Source organism: Novosphingobium sp. P6W, from assembly GCF_000876675.2.
Taxonomy (GTDB): domain Bacteria; phylum Pseudomonadota; class Alphaproteobacteria; order Sphingomonadales; family Sphingomonadaceae; genus Novosphingobium.
In genome coordinates, this window is sequence record NZ_CP030352.1 from 2032005 (window position 1) to 2049094 (window position 17090).

The 17090-nt window shown below is 63.6% G+C and carries 12 protein-coding genes and 3 tRNA genes; 9 read left to right on the plus strand and 6 right to left on the minus strand.

Annotated features, from left to right (window positions below):
- Positions 1–18 precede the first annotated feature (18 nt).
- Complete coding sequence (locus tag TQ38_RS09895; protein ID WP_043973022.1) at positions 19–786, plus strand: MauE/DoxX family redox-associated membrane protein; 768 nt, start codon at positions 19–21, stop codon at positions 784–786.
- Here the strand turns inward: TQ38_RS09895 and TQ38_RS09900 are convergent.
- Positions 783–1286, minus strand: a complete 504-nt coding sequence (locus TQ38_RS09900) for a hypothetical protein (RefSeq protein WP_043973020.1) — start codon at positions 1284–1286, stop codon at positions 783–785. The genes TQ38_RS09895 and TQ38_RS09900 overlap by 4 nt on opposite strands.
- On the minus strand, positions 1286–3100 hold the full coding sequence (gene mutL / locus TQ38_RS09905) for a DNA mismatch repair endonuclease MutL (RefSeq protein ID WP_043973019.1): 1815 nt from the start codon (positions 3098–3100) through the stop codon (positions 1286–1288). The genes TQ38_RS09900 and mutL overlap by 1 nt, the downstream gene beginning before the upstream one ends.
- Positions 3101–3340: 240 nt before the next feature.
- Between mutL and TQ38_RS09910 the strand changes: the two genes are divergently transcribed.
- The 8 genes from TQ38_RS09910 (at position 3341) to TQ38_RS09945 (ending at position 9598) form a co-directional block, all read left to right on the plus strand.
- A complete protein-coding gene (locus TQ38_RS09910) occupies positions 3341–4387 on the plus strand; it encodes a rod shape-determining protein (protein WP_043973018.1) in 1047 nt (348 codons plus the stop codon).
- Between the two features lie 111 nt (positions 4388–4498).
- Positions 4499–5380, plus strand: coding sequence for a rod shape-determining protein MreC (gene mreC / locus TQ38_RS09915; RefSeq protein WP_043973017.1), 882 nt, complete (start codon positions 4499–4501; stop codon positions 5378–5380).
- A gap of 2 nt (positions 5381–5382) precedes the next feature.
- The gene (locus TQ38_RS09920) at positions 5383–5931 is read left to right on the plus strand and encodes a hypothetical protein (protein WP_043973016.1); all 549 of its coding nucleotides are present in this window, start codon (positions 5383–5385) and stop codon (positions 5929–5931) included.
- The gene (mrdA, locus tag TQ38_RS09925; protein WP_240197851.1) at positions 5928–8054 is read left to right on the plus strand and encodes a penicillin-binding protein 2; all 2127 of its coding nucleotides are present in this window, start codon (positions 5928–5930) and stop codon (positions 8052–8054) included. Before TQ38_RS09920 ends, mrdA begins: the two co-directional genes overlap by 4 nt.
- Positions 8051–9163 carry a rod shape-determining protein RodA gene (rodA, locus tag TQ38_RS09930; protein WP_043973015.1) on the plus strand — a complete coding sequence of 371 codons (1113 nt, stop codon included), beginning with the start codon at positions 8051–8053 and terminating at the stop codon, positions 9161–9163. The genes mrdA and rodA overlap by 4 nt, the downstream gene beginning before the upstream one ends.
- 101 nt (positions 9164–9264) lie before the next feature.
- Positions 9265–9340: transfer RNA gene (locus TQ38_RS09935), tRNA-Lys, on the plus strand.
- Between the two features lie 55 nt (positions 9341–9395).
- Positions 9396–9471, plus strand: a tRNA-Lys gene (locus tag TQ38_RS09940).
- A gap of 51 nt (positions 9472–9522) precedes the next feature.
- A tRNA-Lys gene (locus tag TQ38_RS09945) sits at positions 9523–9598 on the plus strand.
- 66 nt (positions 9599–9664) lie between these two features.
- On the opposite strand, the gene TQ38_RS09950 is transcribed toward TQ38_RS09945, so the two are convergent.
- Genes TQ38_RS09950 through TQ38_RS09965 form a run of 4 tightly spaced genes read right to left on the minus strand, consistent with a single transcriptional unit; the run spans position 9665 to position 16751 of the window.
- A complete protein-coding gene (locus TQ38_RS09950) occupies positions 9665–9994 on the minus strand; it encodes a PilZ domain-containing protein (protein ID WP_043973014.1) in 330 nt (109 codons plus the stop codon).
- Between the two features lie 60 nt (positions 9995–10054).
- Positions 10055–10249, minus strand: a complete 195-nt coding sequence (locus TQ38_RS09955) for a hypothetical protein (RefSeq protein WP_043973013.1) — start codon at positions 10247–10249, stop codon at positions 10055–10057.
- Positions 10249–14514: a translocation/assembly module TamB domain-containing protein gene (locus TQ38_RS09960; RefSeq protein WP_043973012.1), complete on the minus strand. Its 4266-nt coding sequence runs from the start codon at positions 14512–14514 to the stop codon at positions 10249–10251. Before TQ38_RS09960 ends, TQ38_RS09955 begins: the two co-directional genes overlap by 1 nt.
- Positions 14514–16751: an autotransporter assembly complex family protein gene (locus TQ38_RS09965; protein WP_240197852.1), complete on the minus strand. Its 2238-nt coding sequence runs from the start codon at positions 16749–16751 to the stop codon at positions 14514–14516. Before TQ38_RS09965 ends, TQ38_RS09960 begins: the two co-directional genes overlap by 1 nt.
- Positions 16752–17090: the final 339 nt, after the last annotated feature.

The window sequence follows — 17090 nt, forward strand, 5'->3', positions numbered from 1 at the left end:
GAAGCTATAAGCCCGTTCATGACAAACGACCACTCCTCGAAACCGACCGCCATCCTCCACCGCATGGTCTTCGAAAAGCACGTCTGTCCTTGGGGCGTGAAGTCGAAATACCTGCTCGAAAAGCGCGGTTACAAGGTCGAGGATCATTGGCTCACCAGTCGCGAGGAAACCGACGCGTTCAAGGCCGAAAACGGCGTCGCCACCACCCCGCAGACCTTCATTGGCGGCAAGCGGGTCGGCGGCTACACCGACCTGCGCACGCATTTCGGGCTCAAGGTCCACGACCCGAAAGCGAAGACCTACCGCCCGGTGCTGGCCGTCTTCGCCACCGGCGCCGGCCTTGCGACGGCGGTCAGCTGGGCGACCTACGGCACACCTTTCACGCCGCGCGCGCTGGAATGGTTCGTGTCGATGACGATGATGCTGCTCGCCATGCTGAAGCTGCAGGACATCGAGCAGTTCTCGACGATGTTCCTGGGCTACGACCTGCTGGCCAAGCGCCTGGTGCCTTATGCCTATGCCTATCCGTTCCTCGAATGGACGACCGGCGCATTGATGACCGCCCACGCACTGCCGTGGCTTTCGATACCCGTGGGCCTGCTAATCGGCACGATCGGCGCAGTGTCCGTGTTCTACGCTGTCTATGTCCAGAAGCGCGAACTCAAATGCGCCTGCGTCGGCGGATCGGGCAACGTACCGCTCGGCTTTGTATCGCTGACCGAGAACCTGTTCATGGTAGGCATGGCCATATGGATGCTGGCCCAGATGCTGACAGGGATGCTCTAACTGCGGCAGGTCATGGTGCCATCGGCGCGAAAGGCCACACGCTCCTGCGCGTCGTGCACGATCAGGCGCGCCGGCCAGGTAAGACCGTCGCTGCCGGTTCCTGCGTCAGGCAGGCGCACGATGTCGATCCAGCTTGCAAGCCCGACATAGCTTGTGCGCGCGCCGCCCGGCAGGTCGGCGCTGACATCCTTGGCGGAAAAGCGCTTGAGGTCTGTCCCCACCCGCATGAAGCCCTCGTCCTTGCCGGCGATGAAGATCGGATCTTCCGCCTTGGCGGCGCCCTGCCCCTTGCTGAACACGCAGCCAGGCTTGTCGAGACCGTAGCGTTCGACATCCTCGCTAGTGATAGCGATAGGGAGGGTCGGCTTGAACGGCGCCTGGTTCATTTTCTCGACCATCGCCACGTCGCGCGCGTCCTCTGCCGCCTCCTGCGCCGGATTTTCTTTCCCGCAGCCCGCCAGAAAAGCGAGAGCTGCCAATGTCACTAGCGTCTTTTGCATCACTTTCGCCCGAACAGTTTTTCTATGTCCTGATGGGCAAGCTTAACCCACGTGGGGCGGCCATGGTTGCATTGCCCCGAACGCGGCGTGCGCTCCATTTCACGCAGCAGCGCATTCATCTCGGCAACTGACAGCGCGCGGCCCGCCCGCACCGACCCGTGGCAAGCCATCGTCGCCAGCACGAGGTCCAGCTTTTCGCCCAGAAGCAGGGCGTCGCCGTTGCGGGCGAGATCATCCGCGACATCGCGCACCAGCGCGGTCACATCACTTTTCGACAATACCGAAGGCACCGCCCGCACCAGCATCGCGCAAGGCCCGAAACGTTCGAGCACGAGGCCGTGGCGGGCGAGATCGCCGATCTTGTCCTCCAGCGCGTCACAGGCCGGCTCTTCCAGTTCGACCACCTCCGGCAAAAGCAGCGCCTGTGAGCGGTTCATCGCCTCTTCCGCGCCCGCTGCCTTGAGGCGCTCCAGAACAAGGCGTTCATGCGCAGCGTGCTGGTCGACGATGACGAGGCCGTCTTCCGCTTCCGCGACGATATAGGTATTGGACACTTGCCCACGCGCAACGCCCAGCGGATAGCGCAAGTCCTCCGCGGTCGTCTCCGCAGCGGGTTCGGCGCGCGAGGAAGGCTGAGCCATGACTTCGGCTTCGTAGGATCGCCAAACAGTCCCCGCTTCGGACACCCGCGAGCCTTCGTATCGCTGAGGTGAACCACCATATTCCCGCGCGAACAGCGAACCGAGCGACGGTGTCGGCGCGGGCGTTGCCGGCTCGACCTGCCACATATTCATCGCTGCGGTGGCAGCAGGCTGAGCGCTCTTCTGCCCGGCGCCTTCCAGCGCATGGCGCAAGGCCCCGACGAGGAAACCACGCACAAAAGCCGGGTCACGGAAACGCACTTCGGTCTTGGCGGGATGGACGTTGACGTCGACATCCTCAGGCGGAATTTCAAGGAACAACGCCAGCACCGCATGACGGTCCCGCGCGAGCATGTCCGAGTAAGCCCCGCGCACCGCGCCCACCAACAAACGGTCCTTCACCGGACGCCCGTTGACGAAGAGATACTGGTGATCGGCGACGCCCCGGTTGTAGGTAGGCAGGCCCGCTACGCCGGTCAGGCGCGCGTTGCCACGTTCAGCCTCAATCAGGACGCCGTCCTCGGACAGTTCACGGGCGATGAGGCGGGCAACCCGCGCCGCCAGTTCTTCGCGCGGCTGAACCGCCAGCACACGGCGACCATCATGCTCCATGATGAAACCGACATCGGGCCTTGCCATCGCCAGGCGCCGAACCACGTCTAGACACGCAGCATACTCCGAACGCGATGAGCGCAGGAACTTGCGCCGCGCAGGCACTTTGCCGAACAGGTCCTCCACGCGGATGCGCGTGCCCGGCGGCAAGGCGGCAGGGGCATCGGATGTGACCACGCCATGGTCGACCACCCGCTTCCAGCCTTCCTGCGCATCGCGGGGCCGGCTTTCGATGGTCAGCCGCGCAACCGAGCCTATTGAGGGCAGCGCCTCGCCGCGAAAACCAAGCGTAGCAACGAGTTCGATCTGTTCGTCAGGCAGTTTCGACGTGGCATGGCGTTCCAGCGCCAGAGCGATCTCGTCGGACCGCATGCCGCAGCCGTCGTCGGTAACCTCAATCATGTCCAGGCCGCCCGAGGCGAGGCGCACGGTGATTTCCGTAGAACCCGCGTCGATCGCATTCTCGACCAGTTCCTTGAGCGCAGCCGCCGGCCTCTCGACCACTTCGCCGGCGGCGATGCGGTTGACCAGGTGTTCAGGCAGGCGGCGGATCGTAGGCATATGATTCTCGGCTGATGAAGGAGCGCAGACCGTCAATGACGCGATGCGGCGACAAGAGAGCGAATCTAGCGACGAAGCGCAGGAAATTCGAGACGGGCTTGCTGCGTTTCCCCCCGGAAAAGGCCACAATATTTTGGCCTTTCCCAAATCGATGGGCTAAGGGGTGCCCTCCCACGTAAAAACGCCTCTCGCTGGTTCCGAAACTCATTCGGCAAGCGATTGGAAAGAAACGGATTTTAGATGGCCGGCGTCTTCTCGCGATTCTTCAAACTCGGCTCCCAGAACATGGCGATCGACCTCGGGACAGCTAACACGCTTGTCTACGTGCAGGATCGCGGAATTGTCCTGAACGAACCTTCGGTCGTCGCGATCGAGACGCTGAACGGCATCAAGAAGGTCAAGGCAGTCGGCGACGACGCCAAGATGATGATGGGCAAGACCCCGGACAACATCGAGGCCATCCGCCCGCTGCGCGACGGCGTTATCGCCGACATCGAAATTGCGGAAGAGATGATCAAGCATTTCATCCGCAAGGTGCATGGCAAGAAGAACCTCTTCCGTTATCCCGAGATCGTGATCTGCGTGCCGTCGGGTTCCACGTCGGTGGAACGCCGCGCCATCCGCGACGCGGCCAGCAATGCAGGCGCCAGCCAGGTCTACCTGATCCTCGAGCCTATGGCCGCAGCGATCGGTGCCGACATGCCGGTGACCGAGCCGGTCGGCTCGATGGTGGTCGACATCGGCGGCGGCACCACCGAAGTCGCGGTACTCAGCCTGCGCGGCCTTGCTTACACCACTTCAGTGCGTGTCGGCGGCGACAAGATGGACGAATCGATCGTCTCCTACGTACGCCGTCACCACAACCTCCTGATCGGCGACGCCACGGCGGAACGCATCAAGAAGGACTACGGCATCGCCATCATGCCGGCGGACGGCATCGGCGAGACGATCCACATCAAGGGCCGCGACCTCGTCAACGGCGTGCCCAAGGAAATCACCATTTCCCAGGCGAACATCGCCGAGGCGTTGGCAGAGCCGATCGGACAGATCATCGAAGGCGTGCGTATCGCGCTTGAGAACACTGCGCCTGAACTCGCTGCTGACATCGTCGACCAGGGCATCGTGCTCACCGGCGGCGGCGCCCTGATCCAGGGCCTCGACGCCTATCTGCGCGAAGAAACCGGCCTTCCGGTCTGCGTCGCCGAAGACCCGCTGTCCTGCGTGGCGCTGGGCACCGGACGCGCGATGGAAGACCCGATCTATCGGGGCGTCCTGATGTCCGCCTGATCCAATGCGAGGTGCGGCGGCCGATCCTACGGACGGTCGCCTCCCTCATGATGTGCGCGGCGGGCCTTTCCTGCACGGATACGCCGCGAAAATGACAGGAGTGCATGGCGCATGGCACCGCCAGCAAATCGGCGCTCCGGTTTTTCCCGCAGGGCGCAGTATTCGACGTTCTTCAGTTATACTGCCGGCGTCATCGGCGCGGTGGTTGGCCTTGTCCTGCTGGTTGTCGCGATCGTAAATCCCGGCGCTTTTGCGTTGCTGCGCGGGGCTGCCGCTGACGTAACCGAACCCGCCGCACAGGCGAGCGCCGGTGGCCGCAGCGCGACGAGGACTTTCTTCGGCGAGGTTTCCGGCTTCTTCAAGACCGGAAGCGAACACGCCCGGCTGGAACGAGAACTCGCGGAAGCCAAGGTGCGCCTTGCTGAAGCGCAGGCCACCAAGGATGAAAATCGCCGCCTCAAGCAGTTGCTGGACTTGCGCAACGATGATGTGCAGCCGGTTGCTTACGCACGCCTCGTTGGCTCCACCGGTGCCAGTACGCGGCGTTTCGCCACATTGGGCGCCGGCGCGGATCGCAGTGTTGCCAAGGGTATGCCTATACGCTCGCCGCTGGGCCTCGTCGGCCGCGTGCTCGAAGTCGGCGCGTCTAGTTCCCGGGTCCTGCTGATCACCGACACCGAAAGCCTGGTCCCGGTGCGCCGTGCGCGCGATGGCGTTTCCGCCTTTGCGCAAGGCCAGGGCGACGGCACCATCCGCATCCGCCTCGTCAACCTGGGGCTCAACCCGTTACGTCCCGGCGACGTAATGGTGACCACGGGATCGGGCGGCCTTTATCGCCCCGGCACGCCGATGGCCGTCATCACCAAGCTGCTGCGCGATGGCGCCATCGCCCGCGTGCTCAGCAATCCATCCGATACGGACTACGTGACCGTTGAAAGGACTTGGGCACCTGCGCCGCCCCCCGTTGCCGAAGCCCGGCCCGGGAGCGAATAGGCATGCCGCTGCTATCCCGCACGGAAAGCGTGGTCAGGCAGAGGATCAACCGCAGGCCTTCGCGCGTCCTCGCCGGCAGCCTGCCGTGGCTGACGATCATGCTTGGCTCGGTCGCGCCTGGTTGGCTGCTGATCGCCTCGGCCCCGGTCCTCCCGCCACTGGGATTCCTGATGTTTCTTGCCTGGCGCCAGTTGCGCCCAGGCCTCATGCCGATCTGGGCGGGCCTTCCCCTCGGCGTGTTCGATGACCTTTTTTCCGGCCAGCCATTCGGCACGGCGGTTCTGCTGTGGTCGATCTGCGCGATTGTCCTTGAAGTGATCGAGGCGCGCCTGCCCTGGCGTAATTTCCTGACCGAGTGGCTGGTGGCGATTGGCCTGATCATAGCCTATATTATCCTGTGCCTCGGTATCTCCAATATTGCCGGCGCTGCTGCCCCCCTTCGTGTCATCGTTCCTCAGGTCGTGATCTCAGTGCTATCCTATCCGCTCGTCGGCCGTTTCGTGGCCCTGATAGACCGTCTCCGGCTGACGCCGTTTCTGGTCCTGCGATGAAATTCAGCTTCCGGCGCCTGCTGCGCCAGCCCCACGTCACCACGGGTACACTGCGCAACAGCTTCGACCGGCGCTCGGTGGTGATGACCGGCATACAAGGTGGGATCGGCCTGCTGCTGGCTTCTCGCATGACGTATCTCGCCGTGTTCGAGAACGAGAAGTACAAGCTTGAGGCGGAAAGCAACCGCGTCAATCTCTCGTTGATCCCGCCGCGCCGGGGCTGGCTGCTTGACCGTAACGGCATGCCGCTTGCCTCAAACCGCGCTGATTTCCGCGTCGACGTCGTGCCCGAACAGATGCAGGACGCTGAGCGCACCATTGCCGAACTGGGCCGACTGCTATCGCTCACCCCAATTGCGATGCAGGATCTTCAGGACAAGCTCGACAAGTCGCACGGCTTCGCCCCTGTGGAAGTCGCCACGGGCCTTGATCTTGAGCGTTTTTCCGCCGTCAGCGTGCGCTTGCCCGACATGCCGGGCGTGGTAACCCAGCGCGGGTTTTCGCGTTTCTATCCTACGGGCCCCTCGGTGGGCCACCTCATCGGCTATGTCGGCGCCGCCTCCGCTGAGGAATACGAGAAGGATCACGATCCGGTCCTGATCACGCCGGGGTACAAGGTTGGCAAGGACGCGCTCGAAAAGATCTTCGAGAAGGAGCTGCGCGGAAAGCCCGGTGCAAGGCGTGTCGAAGTAACCGCATCGGGCCGCATCGTGCGCAACCTCGACACCCGCGAGGACGTGCCCGGCAAAACCATCAAGCTGACTATCGACGCCGGCATCCAGGATTACGCTGCGCGGCGAATTGGCCCCGAATCGGCCGCCGTGGTCGTCATGGATTGCCAGACCGGCGATATCCTGGCGATGGCGTCAATGCCCAGCTACGACCCCAACAGCTTTTCAGACGGCATCGGCCGCCTGGAATGGAAGATGCTGTCGGACGACGACCATGTTCCCTTGCGCAACAAGGTCCTGCGCGGACTTTATCCGCCGGGATCGACGGTAAAGCCAATGGTTGCGCTGTCCTTCATGGAAGCGGGCCTCGACCCCAACGAATCGGTATTCTGCGGCGGCGGCCTGCGCGTGGGCAACCGCGTATTCCACTGCTGGAACCGGCGCGGCCACGGCCAAGTCAACATGGCCAAGGGCATCTATCAGAGCTGCGACGTCTACTTCTACCACTTCGCCCAGCGCATCGGGATGGACCCGATCGCCCTGATGGCGCGGCGGCTTGGCCTGGGGCAGGAATTCGAGCTTCCCGTCGTCGGGCAATCTTATGGCACCGTGCCAGATCCCGCTTGGAAGCTGCGGAAATATCACAAGGAATGGCAGACCTTCGACACGGTCAACGCCACCATCGGACAAGGCTACTTCCTGGTGAACCCGCTACAGCAGGCGGTGCAGGCCTCGCGCCTGGCCAGCGGGAAGATCATAATGCCGCGCCTGATCCACGATCAGGGGCATAAGGAAACGCCCTCGCTCGGCATCCCGCCGGAACACCTCGCCTACATTCATCAGGCAATGTCGGACGTGGCCAACGGTCCCGGCTCGGCCCCCCATGCGCGGTTGCCATTCCCAGACATCAAACTGGCCGGCAAGACCGGCACCGCGCAGGTCGTCGGTCTTAACATCGGCAACGGCAAGGGCGGCCAGTGGAAGCACCGCGACCACGGCCATTTCATCAGCTTCGCCCCGGCCGACAATCCTCGCTATGCCTGCGCGGTTGTATGCGAGCACGGCGGCGGCTCCGGATCTGCCTACCCCATTGCGCGCGACGTCCTGACCTATATCTTCGACAAGCAGAAGGGCATGGACATCCTGACTGACCTTGAGAAGAAATGGGGCGGCACCGCCAAGGAACGGCTCGATGCCCGTTACCGCGCCTATTCCGCGCAGTACGGCGTCGGAGCCCCCGCAGTCTCGCCGGAAGAAGAAAGCCGCAAGGTGCAGGAAGCCGAGGCCGCGCAGGAACCGCGCCAGCCCATCGTCAGCGGCGCCCAGTCGCCCGCGCCCGAACCAGACGCAGCCACCATCCCCGCTCCCCCGGCACCCACCGCTTCGCAAAGCGCGCCGCAAGGGCCAGCCCAGGGCGCGGCCCGCCCCGGCAACACCGGAGGCACCCAGTGAGCCGCTCGATCGTACCCGAAGCGATTTCCCGCCAGCCCTGGCTTATGCTGATCCCCCTTTGCGGTCTCGTCGCGCTGGGGGCGGCAGTACTTTATTCGGCAGCCGGCGGCGGCCTGCAGCCTTATGCGCTGAGCCATGTCATACGCTTCTGCGTCTTCCTCGTGATGGCCATCGTCATCTCGCACATGAGCCGGAACCTGTTCCGCATGGCCGCCTACCCGGTCTTCGGCGCGATACTGGGCCTGCTGGTGCTGGTGGAGTTGATCGGCGCGGTCGGCGGCGGCAGCCAACGCTGGCTGAACCTCGGCTTCATGTCGCTGCAGCCATCGGAGCTGATGAAACCAGCCATCGTCCTGGTTCTCGCACGCTTTTACGAGACCCTTCCCCATGCCATGACCGCTAGCTGGCGCGGTCTCGTTCCGGCGGGCGTGCTGATCGCTCTGCCGGCGCTGTTCGTCCTGATCCAACCCGACCTCGGCACGGCAACCGCGGTCTGCTTTGGCGGCGTCGTAACGATGTTCCTGGCCGGACTGCCCCTGTGGTGGTTCGTCAGCGCCGGCGGGGCGCTTCTGGTGATAGCCCCTATCGCCTTCTTCACTCTGCTCCACGATTACCAGCGCAACCGCGTACTGGTATTCCTGGACCCCGAGGCTGACCCGCTGGGCACCGGCTACCACATCACCCAGTCCAAAATCGCCATCGGTTCCGGCGGCATCTTCGGCAAAGGCTTCGGCAACGGCACCCAAAGTCATCTGCAATACCTGCCCGAACCCCACACCGACTTCGTCTTCGCAACCATGTCTGAGGAATGGGGCCTGCTCGGCGGGTTCTTCGTGCTGCTGGTCTTCGCCATTGTGCTGGGCTGGGGCATGGGCGTAGCCCGCCGTGCGCCGGACCGCTTCTCCAGCCTGCTTGCCGCCGGTATGACAGCAACGATGTTCTTCTACGTCATGATCAATCTGATGATGGTCATGGGCTTGGCGCCAGTCGTGGGCATCCCCCTGCCTTTCATGAGCCACGGCGGAACTTCGATGCTGACCAACATGATCTGCCTTGGCACCATCATGGCCGTAAACCGCTGGAATCAGGGACGAGGCTCGCTCGGCTGAAAGTTTTTCAAGTTATCTCTTCCCATCTCAAAATAGCCCGTTATAGGGACCTCTCCGCCGCCGAATCAGCGGGGCCGCAAGGCTTCAGAGGCAGGTAGCGTGGACGCATAGCTCAGTTGGTAGAGCAGCTGACTCTTAATCAGCGGGTCCTTGGTTCGAGCCCAAGTGCGTCCACCATACCTACTTCGTCCGGGCCGTCATCGGCTCGATTTGGGCGGAAAACCCCTCTTGGGGACGCATAGCTCAGTTGGTAGAGCAGCTGACTCTTAATCAGCGGGTCCTTGGTTCGAGCCCAAGTGCGTCCACCATACCTTACCAATCCGGTGCCATCGGATCGATCGGCCCGGAACCCCTCGTGGGGACGCATAGCTCAGTTGGTAGAGCAGCTGACTCTTAATCAGCGGGTCCTTGGTTCGAGCCCAAGTGCGTCCACCACCTCCCCTTACATCGCCGGCCACGCTCTTTGTCGCAAGACGATAGCCGTCTCGTTCGCGTTCCGCCTTATGCCTGCGAAGCCGGGCCAATTGCGATTCCGTAGCTTTCGCCCAGTTCTTCGACCAAGTTGCCATTGAGAGCGGCGCGGAACTCGACGCCGACCTTGTCCGGTAACAGCCAGCGGACCTCAGCCTCGATCGGTTTGAGGTGGGCCACGCGCAATTGCACCTGCTCACCGCGCGCAAAACTTTCCGAGCTTCCGACGATGCTGCAGCCGCCTTGTGAGATATCGCCCAGTTCGACCGGGAAGACGTGCCAGCGGCTCTTGCGGCAGCGCGCCTGAAGCAGGACCGTGCGCCGTATGTTCAAACGGTCGCCGTTGTCATTACCCTGCACCTGAATACCCCTGTCGCCGCCTTGGCCATCGCCCTAGCAGTCAGAGGTAAACCGGGAGTTTCAACTCTCGGTCTTATCGTCCTCTTCAGCATCGGCAGGAGGAACGCCGGTGCCGGCGATCTGTGCATCGATCGCCTTGGCCTTGTCGACGATGGTCTTGTTGGCCGCGTCGTAGCGTTCTTCGAAATCCGGCTCGCGCTTGCAGCCGCCCAGCAGGGCTGCAAGCGCGAGAACCGGAACAAGGACCCCGCGCATCAGTAATCCTTCTTGATGCGCACGTTGAGGCTGTTCACGCCCGAACCACCGGCCTGGCTGAGTACAGAGAGCCACTTGGTGACGCTGACTTCCAGCTGCGTGGCGGTGAACCCGCGCGCGTCGGTGATCAACTCGACATAGATATCGTCTGTCAGATACTGACCGGCCGCCACCGCCGTACCGCGTCCGCTGGCCTCGTCGGGACCAAGAATACGCAGGCGGTCGATCCCCGCTGCCGAGCGCAGCTTGCCGAGCGGATTGAGACCGCCACCGGTGCTGTTCAGCGAATTGAGCGAGGATGCCAGCTGCACAGCCTGGAGCGCCGAAAGGTTGGCGATCGAGCTGCCGAACAGAATACGCGAAAGCACTTCGTCGTCAGGCAGGCTGGGATCCGACGAGAAGTCTATCTGCGGGTTCTGCGCACGGCCCGACACGTTGACGTTGACCGTCACGTCCTCGACATCGTCGGTCGCGGTGATCGCTACAGTCGGGTTGAACATTTCGCTGTCGTTGAACGAAATCAGGCCTTCGGTCAGTTCGAACGAGCGGCCAGCAAAGCCCAGCGTACCGCGAACCAGATCGACCTGACCCGCGACATTGGGAGCAGCACTGGTGCCGGTGATCTTGAAGCGGGCGCTCCACTCCGATTCGAGGCCCATGCCCGAGACATAGAGCTTCTCCGGCGCACGAAGCGTGAGGTCGAGGCGCACGAGAGCGAAGGCGCTGACGGCCTTGGGCGGGGTTTCATCGCCGGTAATACGCTGCGGACCGACCGGCGGCTTGAAGCGAACCCCGGTAAGGCGCGCAACCTGCGCAGCACCTTCGCGCACGATCTTGTAGCGGGTTTCCGGCAGTCTGATCTCACCTGAGAGCAGCGCGGCCTCTCCTGCTACCTTGGTAAGGCGTAGCGAACCCGTGGCGGTGGCCGAAAGAGCATCGCTGCGGGCAAGGCGGGCGCGGTCCAGCTTGACGCTCAGATCCATCGGATAACCGGCATCCGCGGCAAGGCTGACCTTGCCGCTGGCGCTGACGGTGCCATCCCCCGCCTTGGCGGTAAGCGAGGTCAGTTCCAGGGTACTGCCGGTGAACTTGCCCGCCAGCGCCATCGAGCTGAGGCGAGTGCCATAGGCCTGATTCTCGTAGACCATGTCGCGGCCCTGGACGACGCCGTTGATGCACGGATCGGAAACGCGGCACGAAAAGTCCGCAGCAAGCCCGATCGGGCCCGAGAGCGTCTGCCCAGGCAGTCCGGCGAACGAGAACAGCGTGTCGGCTGGCCCATTGTAGCGGATACCGCCGCCCAGCGGTGCCTCCATCAAGCGTGTCATCCACGGGCCATTACCCGGCGCCAATGGCTTCAGGCTGGCGACCATTCGGCCGATGACCGTGCCCCGGCGTCGGAACACCGTGCGTGCCTCAGCGCCGTCCGGGAGCAGCTTGCCGACAAAGTTGATGTCCACTGGTTGGCTGACCGTGCTAGAGCTTGTGCGGGTGAAGTTGCTGAGTGTCAGCCGGGCATCTGCGCGCGGGAAAGCGGATGTGCTGGCCTGTTCGTAGTCCAGGCTGCCTGTCGCCTTGCCGCCGATGCCGTACCCCGGCACGAAGGCATTGACGAGCGCCATGTCGACCCCCTCCAGACGGCTCTGGACCTTCATGCCCTCACCGTATGTACCGGCCAGCTGGATGTTGCCGCCGCCGAAAGCGATGGTGGTGGGGAGAAGCTCGTAGCCATTGCCCTTGGGGACGATACGGGCGGGTGAAGAGGTCTTGACGTCGAGGCCGCGCACCCTGCCCTGCAGCGCCACGCGCCACAATTCGGGTTGAAGGTCGGCGTTGAGTCCAAGGCGGAATGGCACGCCGCTGACGCCTTCGATGAGACCCTTGGCCTTGCCGCGCCCGTCGCGGTAATCGACGATGACGCGGGCAGCCGCAAGGTCGAGCGCACCTATGCTGGTGCCGGCGATCTGCCCATCGGCTACAATGTAGGGCTTGTCGTAAAGCACCGCGCGTCCGTCGACGATGGCGGAGCCGATCGTTAGCTTTGCGGGGCCCTGGAACGTGGCATCCTTTACCCGCAGGTTGAAGTCGGCCGCTTGGTACTTGCCTTCAGCATCGAGGCGGACGAGACCGCCCACGCCGTTGCCGTTGGCGGTCAACTGACCCGCAAAAGGCCCGGCCGGCGTCTGGACTAGCCGTCCGGCAAAATCGACACCCGACAGATTCGCCTTGTTGATCTGAACCGATACGGCCTTGCCGAGGCCAAGGTTCACATCTGCCGTGAGCGGGCCATAGTCTGTATCCGCCTTGGCATCGAGGCGATAACCGCCCGGCGCGCCCTTGATGCGCGCGTCAAGATTGGCCAAGCCGATGCCGAGGCCCGGGCGTTCGGCCGTGACGTGGGCGTCGGGGTTCTGGATAGTGCCGGTCACCCGCACGCCCAATGCGCCGTACTGGCTGGATGTGCCGTTCGCAGCGAGCGAGATACGACCATCGGGGGACCAGCTGCCCTGCCCGCCGGTTACCCGCAGCAGCGGCGCGGTAAGGCGTACAGCAGAGAACCTAGCAACGCCGTCTGAGCCGTAGCGCACGTTCGACGAGGCCGAGAAATTGCCGCCAAGATACGTTTGCAGGCTGTCATTCAGCAGCTTCGTCGAGCGCGCCCGCACCGTGCCCTGCAATGCAAAGCCTTGTGCCTCGGTCTTGAGGTCCATGTTGGTGCGGATGTTGAAGATGCCGACGCTGTCGACACGGTAGTTGTCTATCTTGCCGTCGATTGCGCCGGTGTAGAGGCCTTTGCTCATGTCGGCGGCAAGCAGCAGCTTGGCGTCGATGCGATCGGAACGGATACGCATGTTGTCCGAAAGGACGCGCGTGCCGTCGATCGCGAGGTCGCCGTTAAGCGATACGTTGGCGAGGCTACCCCCGGCCACGGTATCGAGCCCGGTGATCCGGCGCACACGGGCGGCAACGGGAATCTTGATATGGGCGCCGTCGACTTTCGCCGAGCCGTTCGCGGTCAGATTTTCCAGCCCCATGTCGTTCATGACGATGCGTGCGGCTGCGATCTGGTAATCCACCTTGGGCGCCGTGAAGGCCCCGTCTAGCGCGAGGTTGGCGCTGAGTCCGGCGCCGCTCAGGTTCTCGGCGATGGCCGATGGCTTCAGCAGCACGAAGGCGAGCCGGAGATCCTCGAAGCTGTTGGTCGACAGGTCGACAAAGCCGTTCGGGGTCAGATTGAAAGCGTCGCTGGAAATCATGCCCGACAGTTTGGCGCGGCGCTTGTCGAAGGCCGCTGTCACGTCGACGTTCATCACCGGGCCAAGCAGGTTCGCGGTGGGGCCGGTGAACATGCGCGCGATCTGGGTTGGGCCCTTGATCGTGAAGGTGCCGTTGCGCGCGGTGAGGGCGAGCCGCGCAAGGTCGCCGTCGCCCAGGTTCGCTGCAAGATTGCCGTTCCATGCGGCCCAGTCGCCCCTGCCGTTCAGCTTGAGGGTCGTGGGCTGGGTAAGACCCGCCAAGGTAGCGATAAGGCCGCCTTTGGGTGCCTCCATATCGAGCGCGAGATCAAGGCGATTACGCGCAGGAACAGCGTCCAGAACTGCGGTAAAGCGATCGCCGCCGCCCTTGCCCTCGACAGCGATGGTGCCGCCCTTGGCGTTGATCTGAGCACGACCATCGGCGATATGAGCGCGGCCCGACACCGTCATGATACGGCGCTGGCCGGACACCGGCGGTTCCGCGATGAAGCGATCGATACGCAGGGTGCCGACGTCGATGTCGAGATCGGGCAGCAGCGGAGCGTCGCTCGGCGGGGTTTCGCGGAACTGCGGCGAACGGCGCAGGACGACGCGCTGCGCCGTGGCGCTGCGCACGTCGACGTGGTTTTCGAGGTAGGCGAAGGGGCTCCAGTCGACACGGATCTCGGGCGAGTAAAGGAACTCACCGCGCGGATCGCGAACCGACAGGCCGCGCAGGATCATCTTGCCGTAAAGCGACCCGTCGATGCGGGCCACGGTGATGCGCATTCCGTTCTCGAATTCGAGCCCGGCGATCTGGTCGGCAACGAAACGGCGGCCGGGTCCGGTGTTGATGCCCAGCACAACCGCGAACACGAAAGCCAGAACGCCCAGTACGATGAAGGCGACGGTCTTGAGCGCTCTCACCCGTATGCGGTGCCAGCGCGAAGGGCCTGCCGGCGTGCCTTCGGCTTCGGTCGAAACGGTATCCACCTGCGGTTCCGCGTCCTGATTCTTGTCGTCGGCCATCAGAACGCCTGTCCGATCGATACGTAGAGGTTGAAGCGCGATTCGCCCGGCTTGCGGCCGATGGGGGTGGCGATGTCGAGGCGCATCGGTCCGAAGTTGGTGTAGAAACGCCCGCCAATGCCGACGCCGTAGCGCAGATTGTTGAACTGCGGCGTCGTCTCGCGGTAGGCTTGGCCTGCATCGACGAAGGCCACGACCCCGTAGTTGCCGAAGCGGTAGCGTGCCTCGAACGATCCTTCGTTCAGGCTGCGCCCGCCCACCGGATTCCGGTCGGGCGCCTGCTCGCCCAAGGCCTGATAAGCGTAGCCGCGTACCGAACCGCCGCCGCCGGCATAAAGGCGCCGCGAGGGAGCGATATCGAACAGGCCTGCGCCCTGGATCGTGCCGAAGCGGACACGGCCCGCTAAAACGATACTGTCGTTGATCTCGTAGTACGTCGAAGCATCGATACGTGCCCGCACGTAAGGATCGAAGCCTCCGCGCACGGTTGCTTCCGGCTGTACCAAGGCGGTCACACGGTAACCCTTGGTAGGGTTGAGCAGGTCGTCCGACGTGTCGAAACCGACCTGACCGTTCAAGCCCGCAACGTAATAGGTGTTGCGCTTGCGAGTGCCGGTGGCAGCGTCATAATCGGTTTCCGCCGTACCAAGGAACTCGACACCGAAAGCATAAGTATAGCGCTTCTGCCAGATCGGCGTTGAATCGCGGGCGATACGCGCCGCCAATCGCCCGGTGTAGGCGCTGTAGGCGTCGTAGTCGTTATGGAACGCTTCTGCGACGATCTCCAGCGTGCGATCGCGCTTGCCGGAGTTGGAGCGGCGGAAGGTAACACCCGCACCCTGCTGCCGGGTGCCGGCAATGGCATGGGCGATCAGCGCGCCTTCGGGCGGGAACATGTTTCGATTGGTCCAGGTCGCCTGCGCGGTAATGCCTTCACCCGCGGCAAAGCCCAGCGAGCCAGCGATGGTGCGCGGCGGCCCGGCGTCCTGTTTGACGTGGAGGGTGACGTATTGCGTACCGTCGCCCGCATCCTCACCGGTCTTCTGCGGCTCTACCGCCACGGTTGAGAACAGGTTCGTAGCGACGAGCGCCTTGCGCAGATCATCGACCTTGCGGCTGTCATAGATTTCGCCGCGCTTGAAACGGGACAGCACCTGGATGTGCTTGGCGTCGAAGGCGAGATCGCCATCGGTGACGAAACCGCCGAAACGGCCGCGCGGGCCGACCGTTACCGGCAGCGTGTAGACGCCTTCACCGGTCGCTTGATCAAGCAGGATATCGCGCTCGCCCACGGCTGCGAAAGGATAGCCGTTCTCCGGCAGCGCCACCGCGACCTGCGCCTCGGCGCCTTGCACACGCTCGGCCACGATCGGCTCGCCGACCTTCAGTGCAAAGTTGTCAGCCACTAGATTGGCCGGTTCTGTCGGGTCGGCCTTCAGAATGATGTCGGAGAAAACGTAGCGCTTGCCGGGAGTCACCGCGATGACGGCCCCCAGCGCGGGGTTTGCCTGATCGGCAGGCGGCTCCAGCCGGGTCCGCACGACCGGACTGTACCAGCCTTGCGATGCCAGCACCGTTTCGATGAGCTGACTGTCTTCGGTGAGGCGCGCAGATACCATCGCGGTATTGGCAGCCTTGCCGTCGCCCTTTTCCAGAGCGGACAGAGACTTGAATTCGCCCTTGAGGTCGGCGTCGGTTTCCTTGTCGGCAAGGTCCAGTCCTTGCAAATCCACGCGGTAGCGAACCTCGACGTCCTTTTGATCCCTCGGCGCATCGTCCGCAAACTGAACTGGCGCCACCTCGAACTGGTCGAGCGGGGGGAGCGGCGCGGCTAGTTCGGTGTCGCGAACCGGGGCGTCACCGACTGCTTCGACCGCATCGCCGTCAGCGAGGGCGGGATCACCGAGCGGGGCGCTCTCAGCCGTTTCGGGCTTGGCGCCGGACTGTTCCCCTGCGAGCCGCCGCTCGAAAGCTTCGATCGATTCGAGCGGCTTGTTCAGTTCGGCATCACTGGCCGCATCGAGCGGCGGCACGGCAGCGTTGAACTCATCGTCCGGGATGATGGGGTCGACCTGCGGCTGCAGCGGTGGCTCGGCAGGCGGCGGCGGCACCGGCACCTTGCCGGCTTCCAGTTCGACAGCAGGTTCAGCGCTACCCGGCTCTGCGGCGTGCTGCTTCGCCTGAGTAGCGGCCTTGTCCGGCGTATCCTGCGCCGCAACCGGGGCGGCGACGGACATTGTTGCAACAGCGAGGGTGAAGGCCAGCGCCCCACTTGCGCTGCCATCGCGCAAACGCAGGGAACAAGCCGACCGGTGGTCAATTAGCCTAAACATGAGCAACGCGACGAATCACCCCTTTGCCGGACCGAGATGCCCGGCCCCTCCTGAAAATGCCTATCGCACTGCAACCGCGAAAGTTCCCTCGTTCACACAGGCCGATGATGAATAACGCAAATTCGACCGAAGATGAACCTCGCTCGGCCGTTTCCGAGCCTTTACCCAAAGCGACCCCTGGCGCCGATGCGAATAGCCCCTGGGCAATGCCCATGGCAGCCTGGTTGCGGGTCGTGAAAAGGG